The sequence below is a fragment of the Mycolicibacterium grossiae genome (assembly GCF_008329645.1).
Lineage (GTDB): Bacteria > Actinomycetota > Actinomycetes > Mycobacteriales > Mycobacteriaceae > Mycobacterium > Mycobacterium grossiae.
Genome location: NZ_CP043474.1, coordinates 4,100,106 through 4,114,280, shown reverse-complemented (window position 1 = coordinate 4,114,280; position 14,175 = coordinate 4,100,106). Strand labels below are relative to the sequence as shown.

The window sequence follows — 14,175 nt, the reverse complement described above, 5'->3', positions numbered from 1 at the left end:
CCGGCTGGACGGCTCAACCAGCGAGCGCGTCCGAGCGGGCCCGCCGCGCGGCGTGCGTGCCCGCCCGGCGGCCGAAGAACGAGCCCTCCCCCAGCTGGGTGCCGCTGGCGTAGCCCTTGCCGTCCTGGGCGATGTTCGACGCGCACGCCCCGGCGGCGTAGAGCCCGTCGATCACCGAGCCGTCGGCGCGGCGCACCTCGCCGTCGAGCGTCACCGTCAGCCCGCCCATCGTGAAACCGGAGTACATCGCGACGCCGAGGGACAGGTCGAACGCACCCCACGGTCCGGTGTCCTGCGCGGCGACGTACTCGGGCTGCTTGTGGAAGTCCGGGTCGGCGCCCTCGGCGGCGTGGGCGTTGTAGCGCTCCAGCGTCGCGACGAGGTTGCCCTCGGGGATCCCGAGTGCCGCTTCCATCTCCGCGACGGTCTCCCAGCCGTCGATGAACTTGATCAGCGGCATCTCGGGCATCTGCAGGTGCGCCTCGTCGACGATGAGGTACGCCTGCTGATCGGGCTGTTCGAGCACGAACGCCGAGGTCCGCGAGTGGTAGGAGTCCTCGGCGACGAACCGCTGACCCTGGTTGTTGACGATCACGCCGGTCAGCAGGATCTCCGGCGGGTAGGCGGCGGCGGTGATGAACAGGCCGTCGAGGTTCTTCGCCTCGCCGCCCGCCGAGACACCGAGGGCGATGCCGAGGCCGTCGTCGTTCGGGTTCCCCAGGATGTAGGGCTCCACCTCGCCGTGGTGCTTCGTCTTGCGGCGCTGTGCCAGCGCGGGCGTGTGGGTGGCGACGAGTTCCGGGTTCATCGCGAAGCCGCCCGCGGCGATCACGACGGACCGGGCGCGCACCGCACCGCTCTCGGTGAAGTGCTTCCACCGCACGCCCGCGACGGCATAGTCGTCGTCCAGGATCAGGTTGGTCACGCCGGTCTCGTAGCGGGTCCGCACGCCGAGTTCCTCGGCGCGCGCGACGAGCAGCCGGATCACCATGTCGGCGCCGCCGAGCTCCCCGGGTACGGGGACGGAGTGCCCGCGCGGCGCGGGCGTCGCCTGCTCGCAGAACGGCCAGACCTTCTCGTTGCCGGTGTAGGACAGGCCCTCGGTGCCGGGCGGGACGACCACCTTGCCCTTCCAGTAGCTGCGCTCGAACTGGAAACCCAGCGCCTCCAGCCACTCGAAGTGTTCGACGCTGCCGTCGCAGTAGGCGCGGATCTTCTCGTGGTCGGGGTCCTGGGCCACCGCGACGAGGTAGTCGTACATGGCGTCGGGGGTGTCGTCGTGGCCGGTGGCGCGCTGCACGGCGGTGCCGCCGCCGAGGTAGAAGTGGCCGCCGGCCATCGACGTCGTGCCGCCCGCGGCGGCGGCCTTCTCGAGAACCAGGACCCGGGCGCCCGCGGCGGCGGCGCTGACGGCCGCGCAGCCGCCGGCGATGCCGAAGCCGATCACGACGACGTCGGCGTCCTCGGCGCCCCAGTCGGTGACGTCGCGTGCGGCGATGGTGTCGGGGTGGTCGATGCTCACTGTTGCTCCTGCTTGACGTAGTCGAAGAAGTCCTGGATGTCGGGCGGCACGTACGCCATCTCGAGGTAGGGCACCCCGGCGTCGGCGGCGGAGAGGTAGGCGAAGCGCATGCCGCCGGGCATGGTCCCGCGGCCGACCACCTCCATGCCGTCGCCCTCGGCGCCGGCCACCATCGCGTCGAGCGCGGCGGGGTCCGGTGCGGTGACGCAGACGTGGTGCAGGCCGGGTCCGCACGCGTCGAGGTGGTCGGCGTAGGGGCTGCGCCCGGCCACCGGCTGGATCACCTCGAGCTGGGTGTCCCCGGCGTAGGAGAAGGACACGTGGGCGGTGAAGTCGGCCGGGGCGCCGCGGTAGGTGCAGGCGTCCGGGGCGAAGTGCACGTCGGGCATGCGGACCCAGGTGCGGGCGGCGAGCGCCGCGGTGAGCGCCGCCTCCGTCGCGTCCAGGTCGCGCGTCACCCAGGCGATCTGGACAGGTGTCTGGTCATGCATCGAGTCGAGGATATCCCCCGATGCGGGGCAAGGCTAGAACGTGTTCTAGTCCGGTGCCGTCAGTGTCCCGAGCAGCACGTCGACCTGGCCGTCGAACACCGTCGGGACGTCGCGCAGCGTGTCGGCGCCGTACTGGCCGAAGACCTCCAGGCTGATCGCACCGACCAGTCCGGCCCACAGCGCGAGGCAGCGCAGCAGCACGGCGTCGTCGCCGGTGAAGCCGAATTCCTCACGCAGACCGTCGAAGTCGCGAACCGTTGGCCCGGAGACCTCAGCCGGCGGGGCCGCCACCTCCCCGGCGGCGATGCCGGCGTCGACCGCGCCCAGCAGGGCGGCGATGACGCGGGTACCAGGCCCGACGGTGCGGTCGGCGGGTGCGTGGTAACCGGGAACCGGGCTGCCGTACAGCAGCGCCCAGCGGGCCGGTTCGCGGACCGCCCAGCCGCGGGCGGCCCGTGCGATGGCACGCACCCGGGCGCGCCAGTCGTCGGATGCCGCCGCGGCCGCCTCGTCGACCTGGTCGGCGAGTTCGGTGTAGGCGTCGAGCAGCAGCATGGTCAGCAGGTCGTCGCGGCTGGCGACGTAGCGGTACACCGCCGACGACACCATGCCGAGATCACGGGCGATCGCGCGCACCGACAGCGCGGCGGCCCCATCGGTGGCCAACTGGCGCCGGCCGAGGTCGATGATCCGGCGCTCGATGCGCCTCCGCGCGTCCTGCCGCGTGCTCACGGCCCCACTCTGCCACAGATCGAGAGCACTGCTCTTGTTTACGGCCCGTCGGCGTGGCACGCTCAAGAAGAGAGCACTGCTCTCGAAATCGACGCGAAAGGACCCGCCATGAACATCCGCTACGACCAACCGACCCGCAGCGCCCGCGCCGTGAACGAGGTGTTCCGCCGACTCGCCGAGTGGGGCATCGGCATCGCCGGCACCCGCGCGCTGCGGGTGCGCGGCCGAACGAGCGGCGAGATGCGCGGCGTCGTGGTCAACGTGCTGACCCTCGACGGACGGGACTACCTGGTCTCGCCGCGCGGCAACACGCAATGGGCCCGCAACGCGCGCGCCGCCGGCGAGGTCGAGATGGGCCCGCGCCGGCGGCGCCGCACCCACCACCTCGCCGAGCTACCCGACGAGGCGAAGCCCGCCGTGCTGCGGGCCTACCTGCGGCGGTGGTTCTGGGAGGTCAAGGGGCACGTCGGCGGCCTGACACCGGACTCGACCGACGCCGAGTACCGCGCCGTCGCACCGTCGATCCCGGTATTCGTCCTGCGCGACTGACGCCTCAGTCGCCGTCGCGGATCATCCGGGTGATGGTGTCGGCGGTGGCCTGGGTGAGTTCGCCCGACAGCTGCAGGGACTGGCCGTCGATGGCCTGGGTGATCGGCGGCGCCGCCAGCACCAACCCGTCGCGCACGAAGGCGACTTGGCGGCCGACGTTCGCGGCGGTGTACTGCGCGAATGCCGCGCTGGACCGGCTGTCCATGACGATCTGCACGCTGTAGTACGGCGACGTCGGCAGTTTCACCGTCTTCGCGCCGGTCAGACCGAGTTCGAGGGCCACCGGTTCGAGCTGGTAGTGGGCGACGCGCTCGACGTCGCACGCCGGCTGCGGCTCGGCGGGCGGCAGCGGGGGCGGCGGTGGGTCGCACTGGCCGGGCTGCGCCTGGAACGCCTCCACCACCGGGCGGATCGGCAGCGGCCGGATCACCACCGGCGGCTCGGTCGGCGTCGGCGCCGCCGTCGGGCGCGGCGGGGCTGCGGTCTGGTCGCGCTGCAGGAACGGCATCACGATCGCGGCGAGCGTCGTGCCCACCATGGCCAGGATGCCGATGGACGCCAGCACGGCGATGGTGATCTTGCGGCGGGACCACCGACGCGTCGAAACCGCCACGGGAAGCATCGTAGGACCCCGACGGCGCGGGATGGTTCCCCGACACGTGCTCTCCCGAGACGACGGGTCAGGCCGGGGGCACCGGTCCCCGCGCGACGTCGACGGTGCCCGACACCGGCTGTTCGGTCATCTGCTGTCTGGCGGCCTGCCAGGACACCGCTGCCGGGAACTGACCCCACGTGCTGTTGAACATGCCGATGATCGCCGCGCGGCCGTCGCCGGTGAGGACGTACACCGGGCCGCCGGAGTCGCCCTTCTGGCTGACCACGCCATTGGTCATCGTGAACCATCCGTTGTTGACCGATTCGACGGTGCCGCAGCTCTCCTGGGTCACGACGCCGAAGTGGCACACCCGCTGGCCCTGCGTGGGCACCACGGCGGGATCGACGACGAGCGCACGGCCGTCGGGCAGGACGTCGTTGAGCGCGACGTCGGGGGCCAGGGCGATCGACTGCCAGTCCGAGATCACGTGGTCGGTGGCGATCGTGGCGCCGTCCGGGGTGTTGTCGCGGAACGCGGTCTGGTAGCCGATGACGTTGCCGAACTGGTCGTTCACCACGCCGTTGCCGCGGCAGTGCCCGGCGGTGAACGCCGTGCGCGTCGCGACGTCGACGAAGCCGAGCGTGCACTTGTTGGTGTCCTGCCGGATCTCCATGCCCGGGAACACCAGCACGCCGGGAACCGCATCGGCCGGGGCGACGCACGCCAGGGCGGCGACGACCGCCGCCGCGAACGCGGCAGCGCCCCTCCTCGCACGCCGGATTGCCATCGCGCCTCCGATCGGTCCTGCGGCCAGGGCTCCCAAGGATGGGTGTCCCTCGGGGTGGTGTCACAGCCTACCCACGAGCGAAGCCGGCGCGGAGGTGAAGCCGACGCCTGCCGTGGGTGATTCAGCGCACCGGCGTCGGACGACGGTCAGGAATCGAAGCCCAGGCCCACCGCGTCGAGCGTGCGCAGCAACAGATTGCGCCGTCCCGCGCAGTGGTCGGCGCGGTCGAGCGACCACCGGGTGGCCTGGATGCCGATGCTCGCCAACGGTTCCGGCGGGAAGGGCATCGGCTTGCGGCGCACCATCTCCAGGCGGGTCCGCTCCGTTGGCTCACCGGCCAGCAGGTCCAGGCACACGTCGGCGGCGAAGCGGGCCGCGCCGACGCCGAGGCCGGTGAAGCCGTTGACGTACGCGACTCGGCCGTCGCGGGCGAGGCCCCAGTGCGCGCAGAAGCGGGTGTTGGTGTCGATCGGCCCGGCCCAGCGGTGACTGAACCGGACGTCGTCGAGCTGCGGGAAGGTGAGGAAGAAGTGCCGCGCCAGTAGGCGGTAGGTCTCCGCCCGGTCCTCGTAGGCGGAATCGACACGGCGCCCGAAGTGGTAGACGGCGTCGTATCCGCCGAACACGATGCGGCCGTCGCGCGAGCGCCGGTAGTAGTGGAACTGGTTGGCCGTGTCGCCGATCCCCTGCCGGTGCCGCCAGCCGATGCGGTCGAACTGGGCGTCGGTCAGCGGCTCGGTCGCCAGCACGTAGTCGTACACCGGCACGGTGTGCAGCCGGTTGCGCCGCAGCAGCGACGGGAAGACGTTGGTCGCCAGCACCGCGTGCCGGGTGGTGATGACGGCGCCGCCGGTGTCGACGCGCAGCGTCGCGCCGCCGGAATCCAGCGACCGTGCGGCGGTGTGCTCGTAGATCGTCACGCCCGCCTCCTGGCACGCGCGAGCTAGTTCGAGGGCCAGCTTCGCCGGATGCACGAGCGCGCAGGTGTCGGCGGCGAACAGCCCCGCCCGGTAGGTCGGCGAGTCCACCTCGGCGCGGACGGCGGCCTGATCGAGGAACGCGCCGTCGCCGTGGGCCGCCGCCGCGGACAGCCACGGCACCTGGTGCGGCTCGGTGGCGACGGCGAGCATGCCGGTGCGCTCCCATTCGGCGTCGAGGCCGAGTTCGGCGATCTCGGCCTGCATGCCGTCGAGGTTGGCCAGCCCCATGGCGGTCAGCGTGTCGAGTTCACCGGGCCAGCGGGACCGTCCGTTCTCGGTGCCGTGGGTGAGGCTGGCGTCGACGAAGCCGCCGTTGCGGCCCGACGCCGCCCAGCCGATCCGTTCGGCCTCGATCAGGACGACGCGCCGGTCGGGATGACGACGCGCGGCGTGCAGCGCCGTCCACAGCCCGGTATAGCCGCCGCCGACCACCAGCAGGTCGCACGTGACCGCGCCGGTCAGCGTCGGATACTGGAGACGCTGGTCGCCCGACAGCGTCTCCAGCCAGACCGAACCCAGCACGCTGCCGGCCAGGGAGCGTTCGACCAGACCGGGGTCGACGTCAGCGTCGAAGACCGTATGCACACCCCGAGCCTAGGGGTTCCTACGGAATGCGCGACGTCAAGTCGCTCAGACGACGGATTCCGTTGCCGCAGCGGGCTCGGGCCGCGGGGCCGCGTCGGACGGGGCCGGTGCCCATCCCGGCGGGCCGAGCACGTAGCCCAGGCGGTCGCGCCACCGCGACGCCCGGCGGACGTCGCGGGCGATCGCGACGTACTCGTGGGTCTGCAGCCGCCAGATGTTGAACGTCCCCACCGGCTTGGTCAACCCGTAGTGCGGACGGAACACCTCCTCGGCGTAGGTCCCGAACAACCGGTCCCACACGATGAGGATCCCGCCGTAGTTGCGGTCGAGGTACTCGGCGTCCATGCCGTGATGGACGCGGTGGTGCGACGGGGTGTTGAAGACGAACTCGATCGGCCGCCACATCCGGCCGATCCGCTCGGTGTGCACCCAGAACTGGTAGACGAGGTTCAGCGAGAAGCTGGCGAACACCATCCACGGCGGCACCCCGAGCAGCGGCAGCGGCACCCACACCAGGATCTCCCCGCTGTTGTTCCACTTCTGCCGCAACGCCGTGGCGAAGTTGAAGTACTCGCTGGAGTGGTGCGCCTGATGCGTCGCCCACACCAGCCGTACGCGATGCGCGATCCGGTGATAGGCGTAGAACAGCAGATCGACGCCCACCAGGGCGATCACCCACGTGTACCAGGCCGTCGCCGACAGCTGCCACGGTGCGACGTAGGCGAACAGCGCGGCATACCCGAGCAGCGCGATGAACTTCCACCCCGCCGTCGTCGCCACCGACACCAGGCCCATCGAGATGCTGGCCCACGCGTCCCGGCGCTGATACGCCCCCGCAGGCGAGCGCTCGTCGGTCAGTTCCTCGAGTTTGCGGGCCGCCGTCCACTCCAGGACCAGCAGCAGCAGGAAGAACGGCACCGCGAACAGCACCGGATCGCGCATCTGCGGTGGCAGTGCGTCCAGCAGCTGCCGCACCCAGGTCAGCGCATCCATCCCGGTCACCTCCGGGAGGTCAGCTTAGCCAACCACCCGTCACCGGAAGCTCAGAACCTCGTCACCCCAGGCCGCCCGCATCTCCCGGTCGGGATCGTCGGCCACGGTGTCGCGCCGGTCGAAGAGCAGCGTCGCGCGGTCGTCGTCGGTGTACGGCCGCCACACCGGTTCGCCGTCGGGACCCGTCGGTTCGGCGTCGGCGGCGAAGTTCAGCCAGCGGGTGCGCATCCGCCGCGACAGCGCGGTCCCGGCCTTCAACCCGCCGAGCTTGAACGTCGGATCCTTCGGGCCCATCACCAGATTGCCCCAGACGTAGGGCAGTTCGGTGGCGTGCGCGGCGCCCAACCGGATGAGGCGCAACAGCGGGGTGGCCCAATCGAAGCGGTACACGTACACCGGCGCCACCTGGCCGTGCCCGCCGGCGAACCACAGTGACGGCATGCGGAACCCGATGTCGCGGGCGACGCCCAGTCCCGGGACCTTGCCGCGGCCGGGATACGTGGACCCCAGCAGCTCGTCGGTCGGTATCTGGAGATCCGGTTGCTCGGCCGCGATCTGGGTGAACATCGCCTTGAGGGCCTCCGGCGTGATCGGTAGGAGCGGCGACTTCATGTAGCGGAAGAGGGCGGCCTCGTGCTTGTTGGTGCCGATGATCAACGGCACGGCGTGCGTCCGTCCCGCCCGCGCCGCCTGCACCGGATAGTCCGGCACCACGTCGCCGTCCACGATCGGTGCGAAGCCCAGCGTCCCCGGCGCGGCGACGGGCACCTCGTCGAACACGCGCTTCGCGGCGGCCAGCAGTGCGTGCGTCGGTGCGGCGGGCAGACGGTCGAAGTCCGGGCCGGTGCCGAGCGCCCCGAGGAAGCGTTCGGCGACCACGCGTGCGCGGTCGGCGTCGTAGATCGACGTCACCGGTGAACTCTGCGCGATGGCCCGGTGGAACAGCCCCGCGGCAGCGGGGCTGGCCAGCAGTGTCGTGACGATGCCGCCGCCCGCCGACTCGCCGAATAGCGTCACCCGGTCCGGGTCTCCGCCGAAGGCGGCGATGTTGTCGCGCACCCACTCCAGCGCGAAGATGACGTCGCGCAGGCCCGTGTTCGACTCGAACGTGGTGCGCGCCGTACTGAACGACGACAGGTCGAGGAAGCCCAGGGCCCCGAGCCGGTAGTTGACGGTGACGATCACCGCGTCCCCGTCACCGGCGAGCGCCCGGCCCCGGTACAGCGGCTGCGCCGCCGAGCCCAGGATGTAGGCGCCGCCGTGCACCCACACCAGGACGGGCTTGCCGGCCCCCGGTGCGGTGCCCGACGACGCCCACACGTTGAGCGTCAGGCAGTCATCGCCCTGCGGCGCACCGAGGTCGAGCGGGATCCGCGGGTCGACCGGTTGCGGACACACCGGCCCGACGCGGGTGGCGTCGGCGGGCTCGGTCCACGGCTGCGGCGGTCGCGGGGCGCGCCAGCGCAACTCCCCCGACGGCGGCGCGGCGTAGCGCACGCCGCGCCACACCTTGACCGTGCCGTCGTCGACGCCGCGGACCGGGCCGTAGCGGGTGTCGACGACGGGATGTTCGACCAGGACGGCGGTACCGGATTCGGCCGTCACGGGCGCCCTCCCCGGGCCGCCGCGCGGTCGTGCTCGGTGAAACCCACCACCGGCGCACCCATCGGTGCGGCTCGCCGCCGGGCGACGTAGTCGCTGGTCAGCTCCATCGCGGCGGCCACACCGTCGCCGGATGCCTCCCACGTGAGCGACCGGTCCGCCTGGACGCCCAGCGCGGTGCCGATCTGCACGGCGTCCATGTTGGCGCCGAGGAACAGGAACTCCCAGGAGTAGGTCGTCTCCTGCTGCTGGATCAGCGCCCGGATCGCGTCGTGCGTCCACTCCGTGCTGGAGTTCTCGTGCCCGTCGGTGAGGATGACCACCACGACCACCCCGGGACGCTCGTCCTCGGGCATGGCGGCCAGCTCGGTGCCCACGTCGGTGACCAGCCGGCCCACCGCGTCGTAGAGCGCCGTCCCGCCGCGTGGCTGCAGGTCGAGCGGCGGCACGTCGGCCAGCGGCCGGTTGGCGTAGACCACCTCGTACTCGGTGTCGAACCGAGCGAGCGTCACCACCGCCTCGCCCGCACCGTCGCGCTGGCCCTCGACGAAGGCCGCGAACCCGCCCTCGGCGTCGGCCTTCACCGCCTGCATCGACCCGGACCGGTCCAGCAGGACCGCGATCAGCGTGCGATTCGGATTCGTCATCGAGTCTCCTCGTGTCCGTGGACGGGACCCCCACCCGTCCGCTGCGACCACGGTACCCGGGGGGTCCGACGGGCTACCTGAGCTGCGCAGACGGCCCGAGCCGGCCGGGTGCGCGCCGGGACGCGTGGGCGCGGAGCCGGCGGCGACTACGTTGGTGCGGTGCGCAGATGGGCGCTGCTCGCCGCGGCGATCAGCAGTGAGGTGACCGCGACGCTGGCGCTGCGGGCCTCGCAGGACCACGGCGCGTGGCTGGTGCTCGTCGTCGCCGGCTACCTCGCGTCGTTCGTGTTCCTCACCCTCGTGCTGCGCGCCGGCATCCCGGTCGGCGTCGCCTACGGCATCTGGGGCGCCGCCGGAACGGCGGCGACCGCGGTGCTCGCGGCCGCGGTGTTCGCCGACCCGCTGACCTGGCCGATCGTGGTCGGCATCGGGCTGATCATCGTCGGTGTCCTGTTCGTCGAGCTGGGCTCGCACGCCGAGGAGCCGGGCGCGTGAAGTGGCTGGTGCTGCTCGCCGCCATCGCGATCGAGGTGTTCGCCACGCTCGCGTTGCGCGCCTCGGACGGGTTCCGCAAGAAGCTCTGGATCGCCCCCGTGGTCGGCGGTTACGTGCTGTCCTTCTATCTGCTGTGGCTGACGCTGTCGCTGGGCGTCCCGGTCGGCGTCGCCTACGGCGTGTGGACCGCGTGCGGCGTCGCACTGGTCGCCGTGCTGGCGCGCCGGTTGTTCGGCGACCCGCTGACGGTGAAGATGCTCGTCGGCATCGGGTTCATCATGGCCGGCGTGCTCACGATCGAGCTGGCGGGTGCCGTCGACTGAGCACCCCGGCCGACGCGAACACCACGAGACCGGCCAGTGGCACCACCAGCAGCCCGACGCGCAGGCTCGTCGCGTCGGCCACCGCGCCGACGACCGGCGGGGCGGCCACGAAACCCACCCGCATCAGCCACGCGACCGCGGTGAGCCCGGCGCCCGGCCGCAACCCCGGGAGACGATCCGCGGCGTGCATGGCGGCGGGGATGGCCGTCGCGATGCCGATGCCCGCGGCGGCGAAGCCCGCGATGGTGCCGGGCACGCTGGGGAACGCCAGCGCGAGTCCCATCCCGGCCGCGGTGACGAACCCTCCGGTGCGCACCACGGCGCGTTCGCCGAACCGGTCGACCAGGCGATCGCCCACGAGTCGGCCGAGGAACTGGAACGCCAGCAGCGCGATGTAGCCGAGCACCGCGATCGCGCCCGCCGCGCCGAGGTCGCCGCCGAGGTAGAGGGTGGCCCACGAGCTGCCCGCATCCTCGACCAGCGCGCCCGCCACGGCGATGAGCACCAGCAGCGCGACGGCCACGTAGATCCGTGGGCTGCGTCCACCGCCGACGGCTGCCGCGTCGGCTTCCTCGTCGGCGGTGACGTCGCGCCCGCGCAGCAGGAACCGGAACGCCACGGCGGCGACGGTGGTGAACACCACGGCGGTCACCGCCAGGTGCACCTGACGCGGGATGCCCGTCGCGATCGCGCCGGCCGCCATCGCGCTGCCGATCACAGCGCCGACCGACCAGATCGCGTGCAGCGAGTTGATGATCGACCGGCCGTAGCGGCGCTGCACGCGCAAGCCCTGGGTGTTCTGCGCGACGTCGGTGACGGCATCGCACGCGCCGCCGAGGAACAGTGCGACGGCCACCAGGACCGGCGCCGGCGCCGCTGCGGCGACCACGATCATCGACGCGATGCCGAGGGTCCCCAGCACCGCGGCGCGTGCCGAGGTGAACCGGCGGATCAGCGCCCCGGCGGCCAGCCCCGCGGCCAGCGCGCCGGCGGGGAACGCCGCGACGACGATGCCGTAGGCCGTGTTCGACAGCGCGAGGTCGGTCTTGATCTCCGGAAGCCGTGGCGCGAGGTTCGCGAACAACGCCCCGTTGGTGAGGAACAGCGCGGCCGCGGCGACCCGGGAGCGTCGGGTGGTCCGGGCGTCGAGCTGGTCCACCTCGACGCCGGTCATGCGGCGACCCTATCGGTCGGCGGCCGACGCGCCGCGGGCCCGTCCGCGCCGCGCACGCGGGTGTCCGCGGGGCCGCGATCGGTGCGGCCGCGCTGCGCGGCGAGCCGGGGTGATGCACCATCGGGTAACGACTGCGGACGAGTGACCGAAGTTCCTCGTGGGACTCGTCTGCGATATGTTCGCAGCGCACCGCGACACTCGGAGGTCACGTGAAGAATCTCGCCGTACTCGGCGCCGGCGCCATCGCCGCCGCCACGGTCGCTCTGCTCAGCCCGGCCGTCGCGGCCGCCGAACCCGCGAGTGCCTCGTCGCTGAACGTCGTCGGCGAGCCCTACGCCCGGGCGATGGCGATCCTGAAGAGCCAGGGCGTCAAGGCGTACTTCGGCGGCGCGGTCGGCAGCGACTACCCGCAGGCCGAGTGCATCGTGAACCAGCAGAAGGTGACCGGCGGCGGCCGCATGTACCTCAACGTGGACTGCACCGAGAAGGCCGTGCTGAACGCCACCTCGAACGCTCCGGCCGCGGGTGGTGCGGGTGGCGGCGGCGCCGTCAAGGGCGCCCCGGCTCCCGGCGCCGGCCAGGGAACGTACGGCAATCAGGTCGGCGTGCCCGTGCCCGTCGGCTGAGCTATCCGCTACCGGCGTTCCCACCTAACCGCCTAGACTGCCCCTGTCACGTCACCCGAGGGGGTTCGTCATGTTGCGTCCGCAGCGGTTCCGCACCGAGATCGATCCCGGTCCGGTGCAGATCCAGGCCCGCAAGGTGCACTTCGACATCGTCGACACGCCCTTGGCCTGGATTCCCGACCACCCGGTCGCCTCGCACATGGTCAGCCTGCTCAACGTCGTGCTGCCCGCCGCCGAGCGCTGGTTCGTCCGCACCTACGACGAGGCGTTGCCCTTCGTCCGCGACCCGAAGCTCGCCGAGGACATCCGTGGCTTCATCGGCCAGGAGGCGACGCACGCCGACACCCACGACAAGGTGCTGCACGACTACATGGTCGCCGGTGGGGTCGACGTCGCACCGCTGCTCGACCTCGTCGACTACGTCTTCGAGAAGATGCTCGCCCCGACCGACTCGCCCGATCCCGCGCGCCGGATGAACGACCTGTGCGACCGGCTGTGGCTGATCGCGGCCATCGAGCACTACACCGCCGTGCTGGGCGACTTCTCGCTGAACTGCACCTGGGACGACCACGGTGCCGACCCCACGCTCGTCGACCTGTTCCGCTGGCACGGCAGCGAGGAGGTCGAGCACCGGATGGTCGCCCACGACGTCGCGACGTACTTCCACGACAGCTACGTCGACCGGATCCGCGCCATGACGCTCGCGATCGGCATGATGTTCTTCTTCTTCCAGCGCGGCACGCGGTACCTGGTCGCCAACGATCCGTCGCTGGACCTCGGCTGGTGGCGCATGCAGCGCCTGCGGATGCGCGACTCGAAGCTCGGGCTGCTGCCGAAGTTCCGAAAGTTGTTCGGCGGCAACACCTTCACGTACTTCAAGCCCGGCTTCACGCCGGACGAGATGGGATCCACGGCCCAGGCGGTGGCCTACCTCGCGAGCAGTCCGGCGGCGCGGGCCGCGCACCTCTGATGCGGCTCGTCTCGCGGCTGCGCGAGCTGCCCGCCGCGCCCGGCGGCAGCGGCAGGGCGTGGTCGGTGGGACTGGCCGACGCCGCGGTGACCGGATTGTTCGCGCTGTCCGGCGCCATCCGCAAGGTGGCACCGCCGCGCGAGGTGGACCGGACGATTGCGCTGACGGTGGCCGAGCGCACCGTCGTCGCCCACGACCAGGACGTGATCGCGCTACGCCTCGAAGCCGCCGACGGCGGCCCGCTGCCGCGCTGGCATCCGGGATCGCACATCGACGTGCACCTGCCGAGCGGCCGGCTGCGGCAGTACTCGCTGTGCGGCGACCCGGACGATGCGCACTCCTACCGCATCGCCGTGCGCCGGATCCCCGGTGGCGGTGGCGGATCGGTCGAGGTGCACGACGACGTGGCCGTCGGCGCGCGCGTGCTGACCAGCGGTCCCCGCAACGCCTTCCCGCTGACCATTCCCGGCTACGGCTCGCCCGCCCACCGGTTCCGCTTCATCGCCGGCGGCATCGGCATCACGCCGATCCTGCCCATGCTGGCGGCCGCGCAACGGCTCGGGGTGGACTGGTCGATGATCTACGCCGGCCGCAGCGCGGACGCCTTGCCGTTCCTCGACGAACTCGCCCGGTTCGGCGATCGGATCCAGATCCGCACCGACGACGCGCACGGTCTGCCGACGGCCGCGGACCTGCTCGGCGACTGCCCGGACGGCACCACGGTGTACGCCTGCGGACCGGCCCCGATGCTCACGGCGGTGCGCACCGCGCTCGTCGGCCGCGACGACGTCGAGCTGCACTTCGAGCGGTTCGCGGCGCCGCCGGTCGTGGACGGCCGGGCGTTCGACGTCAGGGTCGCCTCGAGCGGTCACACCGTCGGCGTCGGCGCCGACGAGACGGCGCTGACGGCACTGGTGCGCGCCGGCGTCCGCGTCCCCTACTCCTGTCAGCAGGGCTTCTGCGGCACGTGCCGCACGCGGGTGCTCTCCGGTGCCGTCGAGCACCGGGACACGCTGCTCACCGACCCCGAACGCGCAGCCGGCCTGATGCTGGTGTGCACCTCGCGCGCCGACGGGGACGACGCCCTGGTGCTGGACCTCTAGG

16 protein-coding genes are annotated in these 14,175 nt (G+C 72.0%); 6 read left to right on the top strand and 10 right to left on the bottom strand.

Annotation, left to right across the window (positions count from 1 at the left end; genetic code table 11):
* Positions 1-13: 13 nt before the first annotated feature.
* The 3 genes from FZ046_RS19800 to FZ046_RS19790 are packed head-to-tail and all read right to left on the bottom strand — an operon-like array spanning position 14 to position 2,745.
* Positions 14-1,522, bottom strand: a complete 1,509-nt coding sequence (locus FZ046_RS19800) for an FAD-binding protein (protein ID WP_070355439.1) — start codon at positions 1,520-1,522, stop codon at positions 14-16.
* Positions 1,519-2,013 (bottom strand): VOC family protein, encoded by a 495-nt coding sequence (locus FZ046_RS19795; RefSeq protein ID WP_070355438.1) that lies wholly within the window; start codon positions 2,011-2,013, stop codon positions 1,519-1,521. Before FZ046_RS19795 ends, FZ046_RS19800 begins: the two co-directional genes overlap by 4 nt.
* A gap of 45 nt (positions 2,014-2,058) precedes the next feature.
* Positions 2,059-2,745: a TetR/AcrR family transcriptional regulator gene (locus FZ046_RS19790; protein WP_099046046.1), complete on the bottom strand. Its 687-nt coding sequence runs from the start codon at positions 2,743-2,745 to the stop codon at positions 2,059-2,061.
* Positions 2,746-2,853: 108 nt separating this feature from the next.
* On the opposite strand from FZ046_RS19790, the gene FZ046_RS19785 reads away from it, so the two are divergent.
* A complete protein-coding gene (locus FZ046_RS19785; RefSeq protein ID WP_070355437.1) occupies positions 2,854-3,294 on the top strand; it encodes a PNPOx family protein in 441 nt (146 codons plus the stop codon).
* 4 nt (positions 3,295-3,298) lie between these two features.
* Here the strand turns inward: FZ046_RS19785 and FZ046_RS19780 are convergent, their stop codons facing one another.
* The 6 genes from FZ046_RS19780 to FZ046_RS19755 all read right to left on the bottom strand — a co-directional run bounded on the left by FZ046_RS19780 (position 3,299) and on the right by FZ046_RS19755 (position 9,483).
* A complete protein-coding gene (locus tag FZ046_RS19780) occupies positions 3,299-3,907 on the bottom strand; it encodes a SecDF P1 head subdomain-containing protein (protein ID WP_070355436.1) in 609 nt (202 codons plus the stop codon).
* Positions 3,908-3,974: 67 nt separating this feature from the next.
* A complete protein-coding gene (locus FZ046_RS19775) occupies positions 3,975-4,676 on the bottom strand; it encodes an Rv1815 family serine proteinase (RefSeq protein ID WP_070355435.1) in 702 nt (233 codons plus the stop codon).
* 146 nt (positions 4,677-4,822) lie between these two features.
* Positions 4,823-6,241 carry an NAD(P)/FAD-dependent oxidoreductase gene (locus FZ046_RS19770; RefSeq protein WP_070355434.1) on the bottom strand — a complete coding sequence of 473 codons (1,419 nt, stop codon included), beginning with the start codon at positions 6,239-6,241 and terminating at the stop codon, positions 4,823-4,825.
* Between the two features lie 45 nt (positions 6,242-6,286).
* Complete coding sequence (locus FZ046_RS19765; RefSeq protein WP_070355433.1) at positions 6,287-7,234, bottom strand: sterol desaturase family protein; 948 nt, start codon at positions 7,232-7,234, stop codon at positions 6,287-6,289.
* A 39-nt stretch (positions 7,235-7,273) separates the two neighbouring features.
* A complete protein-coding gene (locus FZ046_RS19760) occupies positions 7,274-8,839 on the bottom strand; it encodes a carboxylesterase/lipase family protein (RefSeq protein WP_149484299.1) in 1,566 nt (521 codons plus the stop codon).
* Positions 8,836-9,483 carry a vWA domain-containing protein gene (locus tag FZ046_RS19755; protein ID WP_176749639.1) on the bottom strand — a complete coding sequence of 216 codons (648 nt, stop codon included), beginning with the start codon at positions 9,481-9,483 and terminating at the stop codon, positions 8,836-8,838. The genes FZ046_RS19760 and FZ046_RS19755 overlap by 4 nt, the downstream gene beginning before the upstream one ends.
* 159 nt (positions 9,484-9,642) lie before the next feature.
* On the opposite strand from FZ046_RS19755, the gene FZ046_RS19750 reads away from it, so the two are divergent.
* Positions 9,643-9,978: a DMT family transporter gene (locus FZ046_RS19750; RefSeq protein ID WP_070355432.1), complete on the top strand. Its 336-nt coding sequence runs from the start codon at positions 9,643-9,645 to the stop codon at positions 9,976-9,978.
* Positions 9,975-10,301 (top strand): DMT family transporter, encoded by a 327-nt coding sequence (locus FZ046_RS19745; protein WP_070355431.1) that lies wholly within the window; start codon positions 9,975-9,977, stop codon positions 10,299-10,301. Before FZ046_RS19750 ends, FZ046_RS19745 begins: the two co-directional genes overlap by 4 nt.
* On the opposite strand, the gene FZ046_RS19740 is transcribed toward FZ046_RS19745, so the two are convergent.
* Positions 10,270-11,475: an MFS transporter gene (locus tag FZ046_RS19740; protein WP_070355430.1), complete on the bottom strand. Its 1,206-nt coding sequence runs from the start codon at positions 11,473-11,475 to the stop codon at positions 10,270-10,272. The genes FZ046_RS19745 and FZ046_RS19740 overlap by 32 nt on opposite strands.
* A gap of 209 nt (positions 11,476-11,684) precedes the next feature.
* Here FZ046_RS19740 and FZ046_RS19735 point away from each other — a divergent pair, with 209 nt between their 5' ends.
* The 3 genes from FZ046_RS19735 (at position 11,685) to FZ046_RS19725 (ending at position 14,174) form a co-directional block, all read left to right on the top strand.
* The gene (locus FZ046_RS19735) at positions 11,685-12,101 is read left to right on the top strand and encodes a hypothetical protein (RefSeq protein WP_070355429.1); all 417 of its coding nucleotides are present in this window, start codon (positions 11,685-11,687) and stop codon (positions 12,099-12,101) included.
* Positions 12,102-12,171: 70 nt separating this feature from the next.
* Positions 12,172-13,071, top strand: a complete 900-nt coding sequence (locus tag FZ046_RS19730; RefSeq protein ID WP_070355428.1) for a metal-dependent hydrolase — start codon at positions 12,172-12,174, stop codon at positions 13,069-13,071.
* Positions 13,071-14,174 carry a PDR/VanB family oxidoreductase gene (locus tag FZ046_RS19725; protein WP_070355427.1) on the top strand — a complete coding sequence of 368 codons (1,104 nt, stop codon included), beginning with the start codon at positions 13,071-13,073 and terminating at the stop codon, positions 14,172-14,174. The genes FZ046_RS19730 and FZ046_RS19725 overlap by 1 nt, the downstream gene beginning before the upstream one ends.
* Position 14,175: the final 1 nt, after the last annotated feature.

Coding starts and splice junctions, on each gene's coding strand:
- FZ046_RS19795 (WP_070355438.1), bottom strand. CDS start 2,013: ATGCATGACCAGACACCTGTCCAGATCGCCTGGGTGACGCGCGACCTG.
- FZ046_RS19785 (WP_070355437.1), top strand. CDS start 2,854: ATGAACATCCGCTACGACCAACCGACCCGCAGCGCCCGCGCCGTGAAC.
- FZ046_RS19775 (WP_070355435.1), bottom strand. CDS start 4,676: ATGGCAATCCGGCGTGCGAGGAGGGGCGCTGCCGCGTTCGCGGCGGCG.
- FZ046_RS19765 (WP_070355433.1), bottom strand. CDS start 7,234: ATGGATGCGCTGACCTGGGTGCGGCAGCTGCTGGACGCACTGCCACCG.
- FZ046_RS19755 (WP_176749639.1), bottom strand. CDS start 9,483: ATGACGAATCCGAATCGCACGCTGATCGCGGTCCTGCTGGACCGGTCC.
- FZ046_RS19740 (WP_070355430.1), bottom strand. CDS start 11,475: ATGACCGGCGTCGAGGTGGACCAGCTCGACGCCCGGACCACCCGACGC.
- FZ046_RS19730 (WP_070355428.1), top strand. CDS start 12,172: ATGTTGCGTCCGCAGCGGTTCCGCACCGAGATCGATCCCGGTCCGGTG.
- FZ046_RS19725 (WP_070355427.1), top strand. CDS start 13,071: ATGCGGCTCGTCTCGCGGCTGCGCGAGCTGCCCGCCGCGCCCGGCGGC.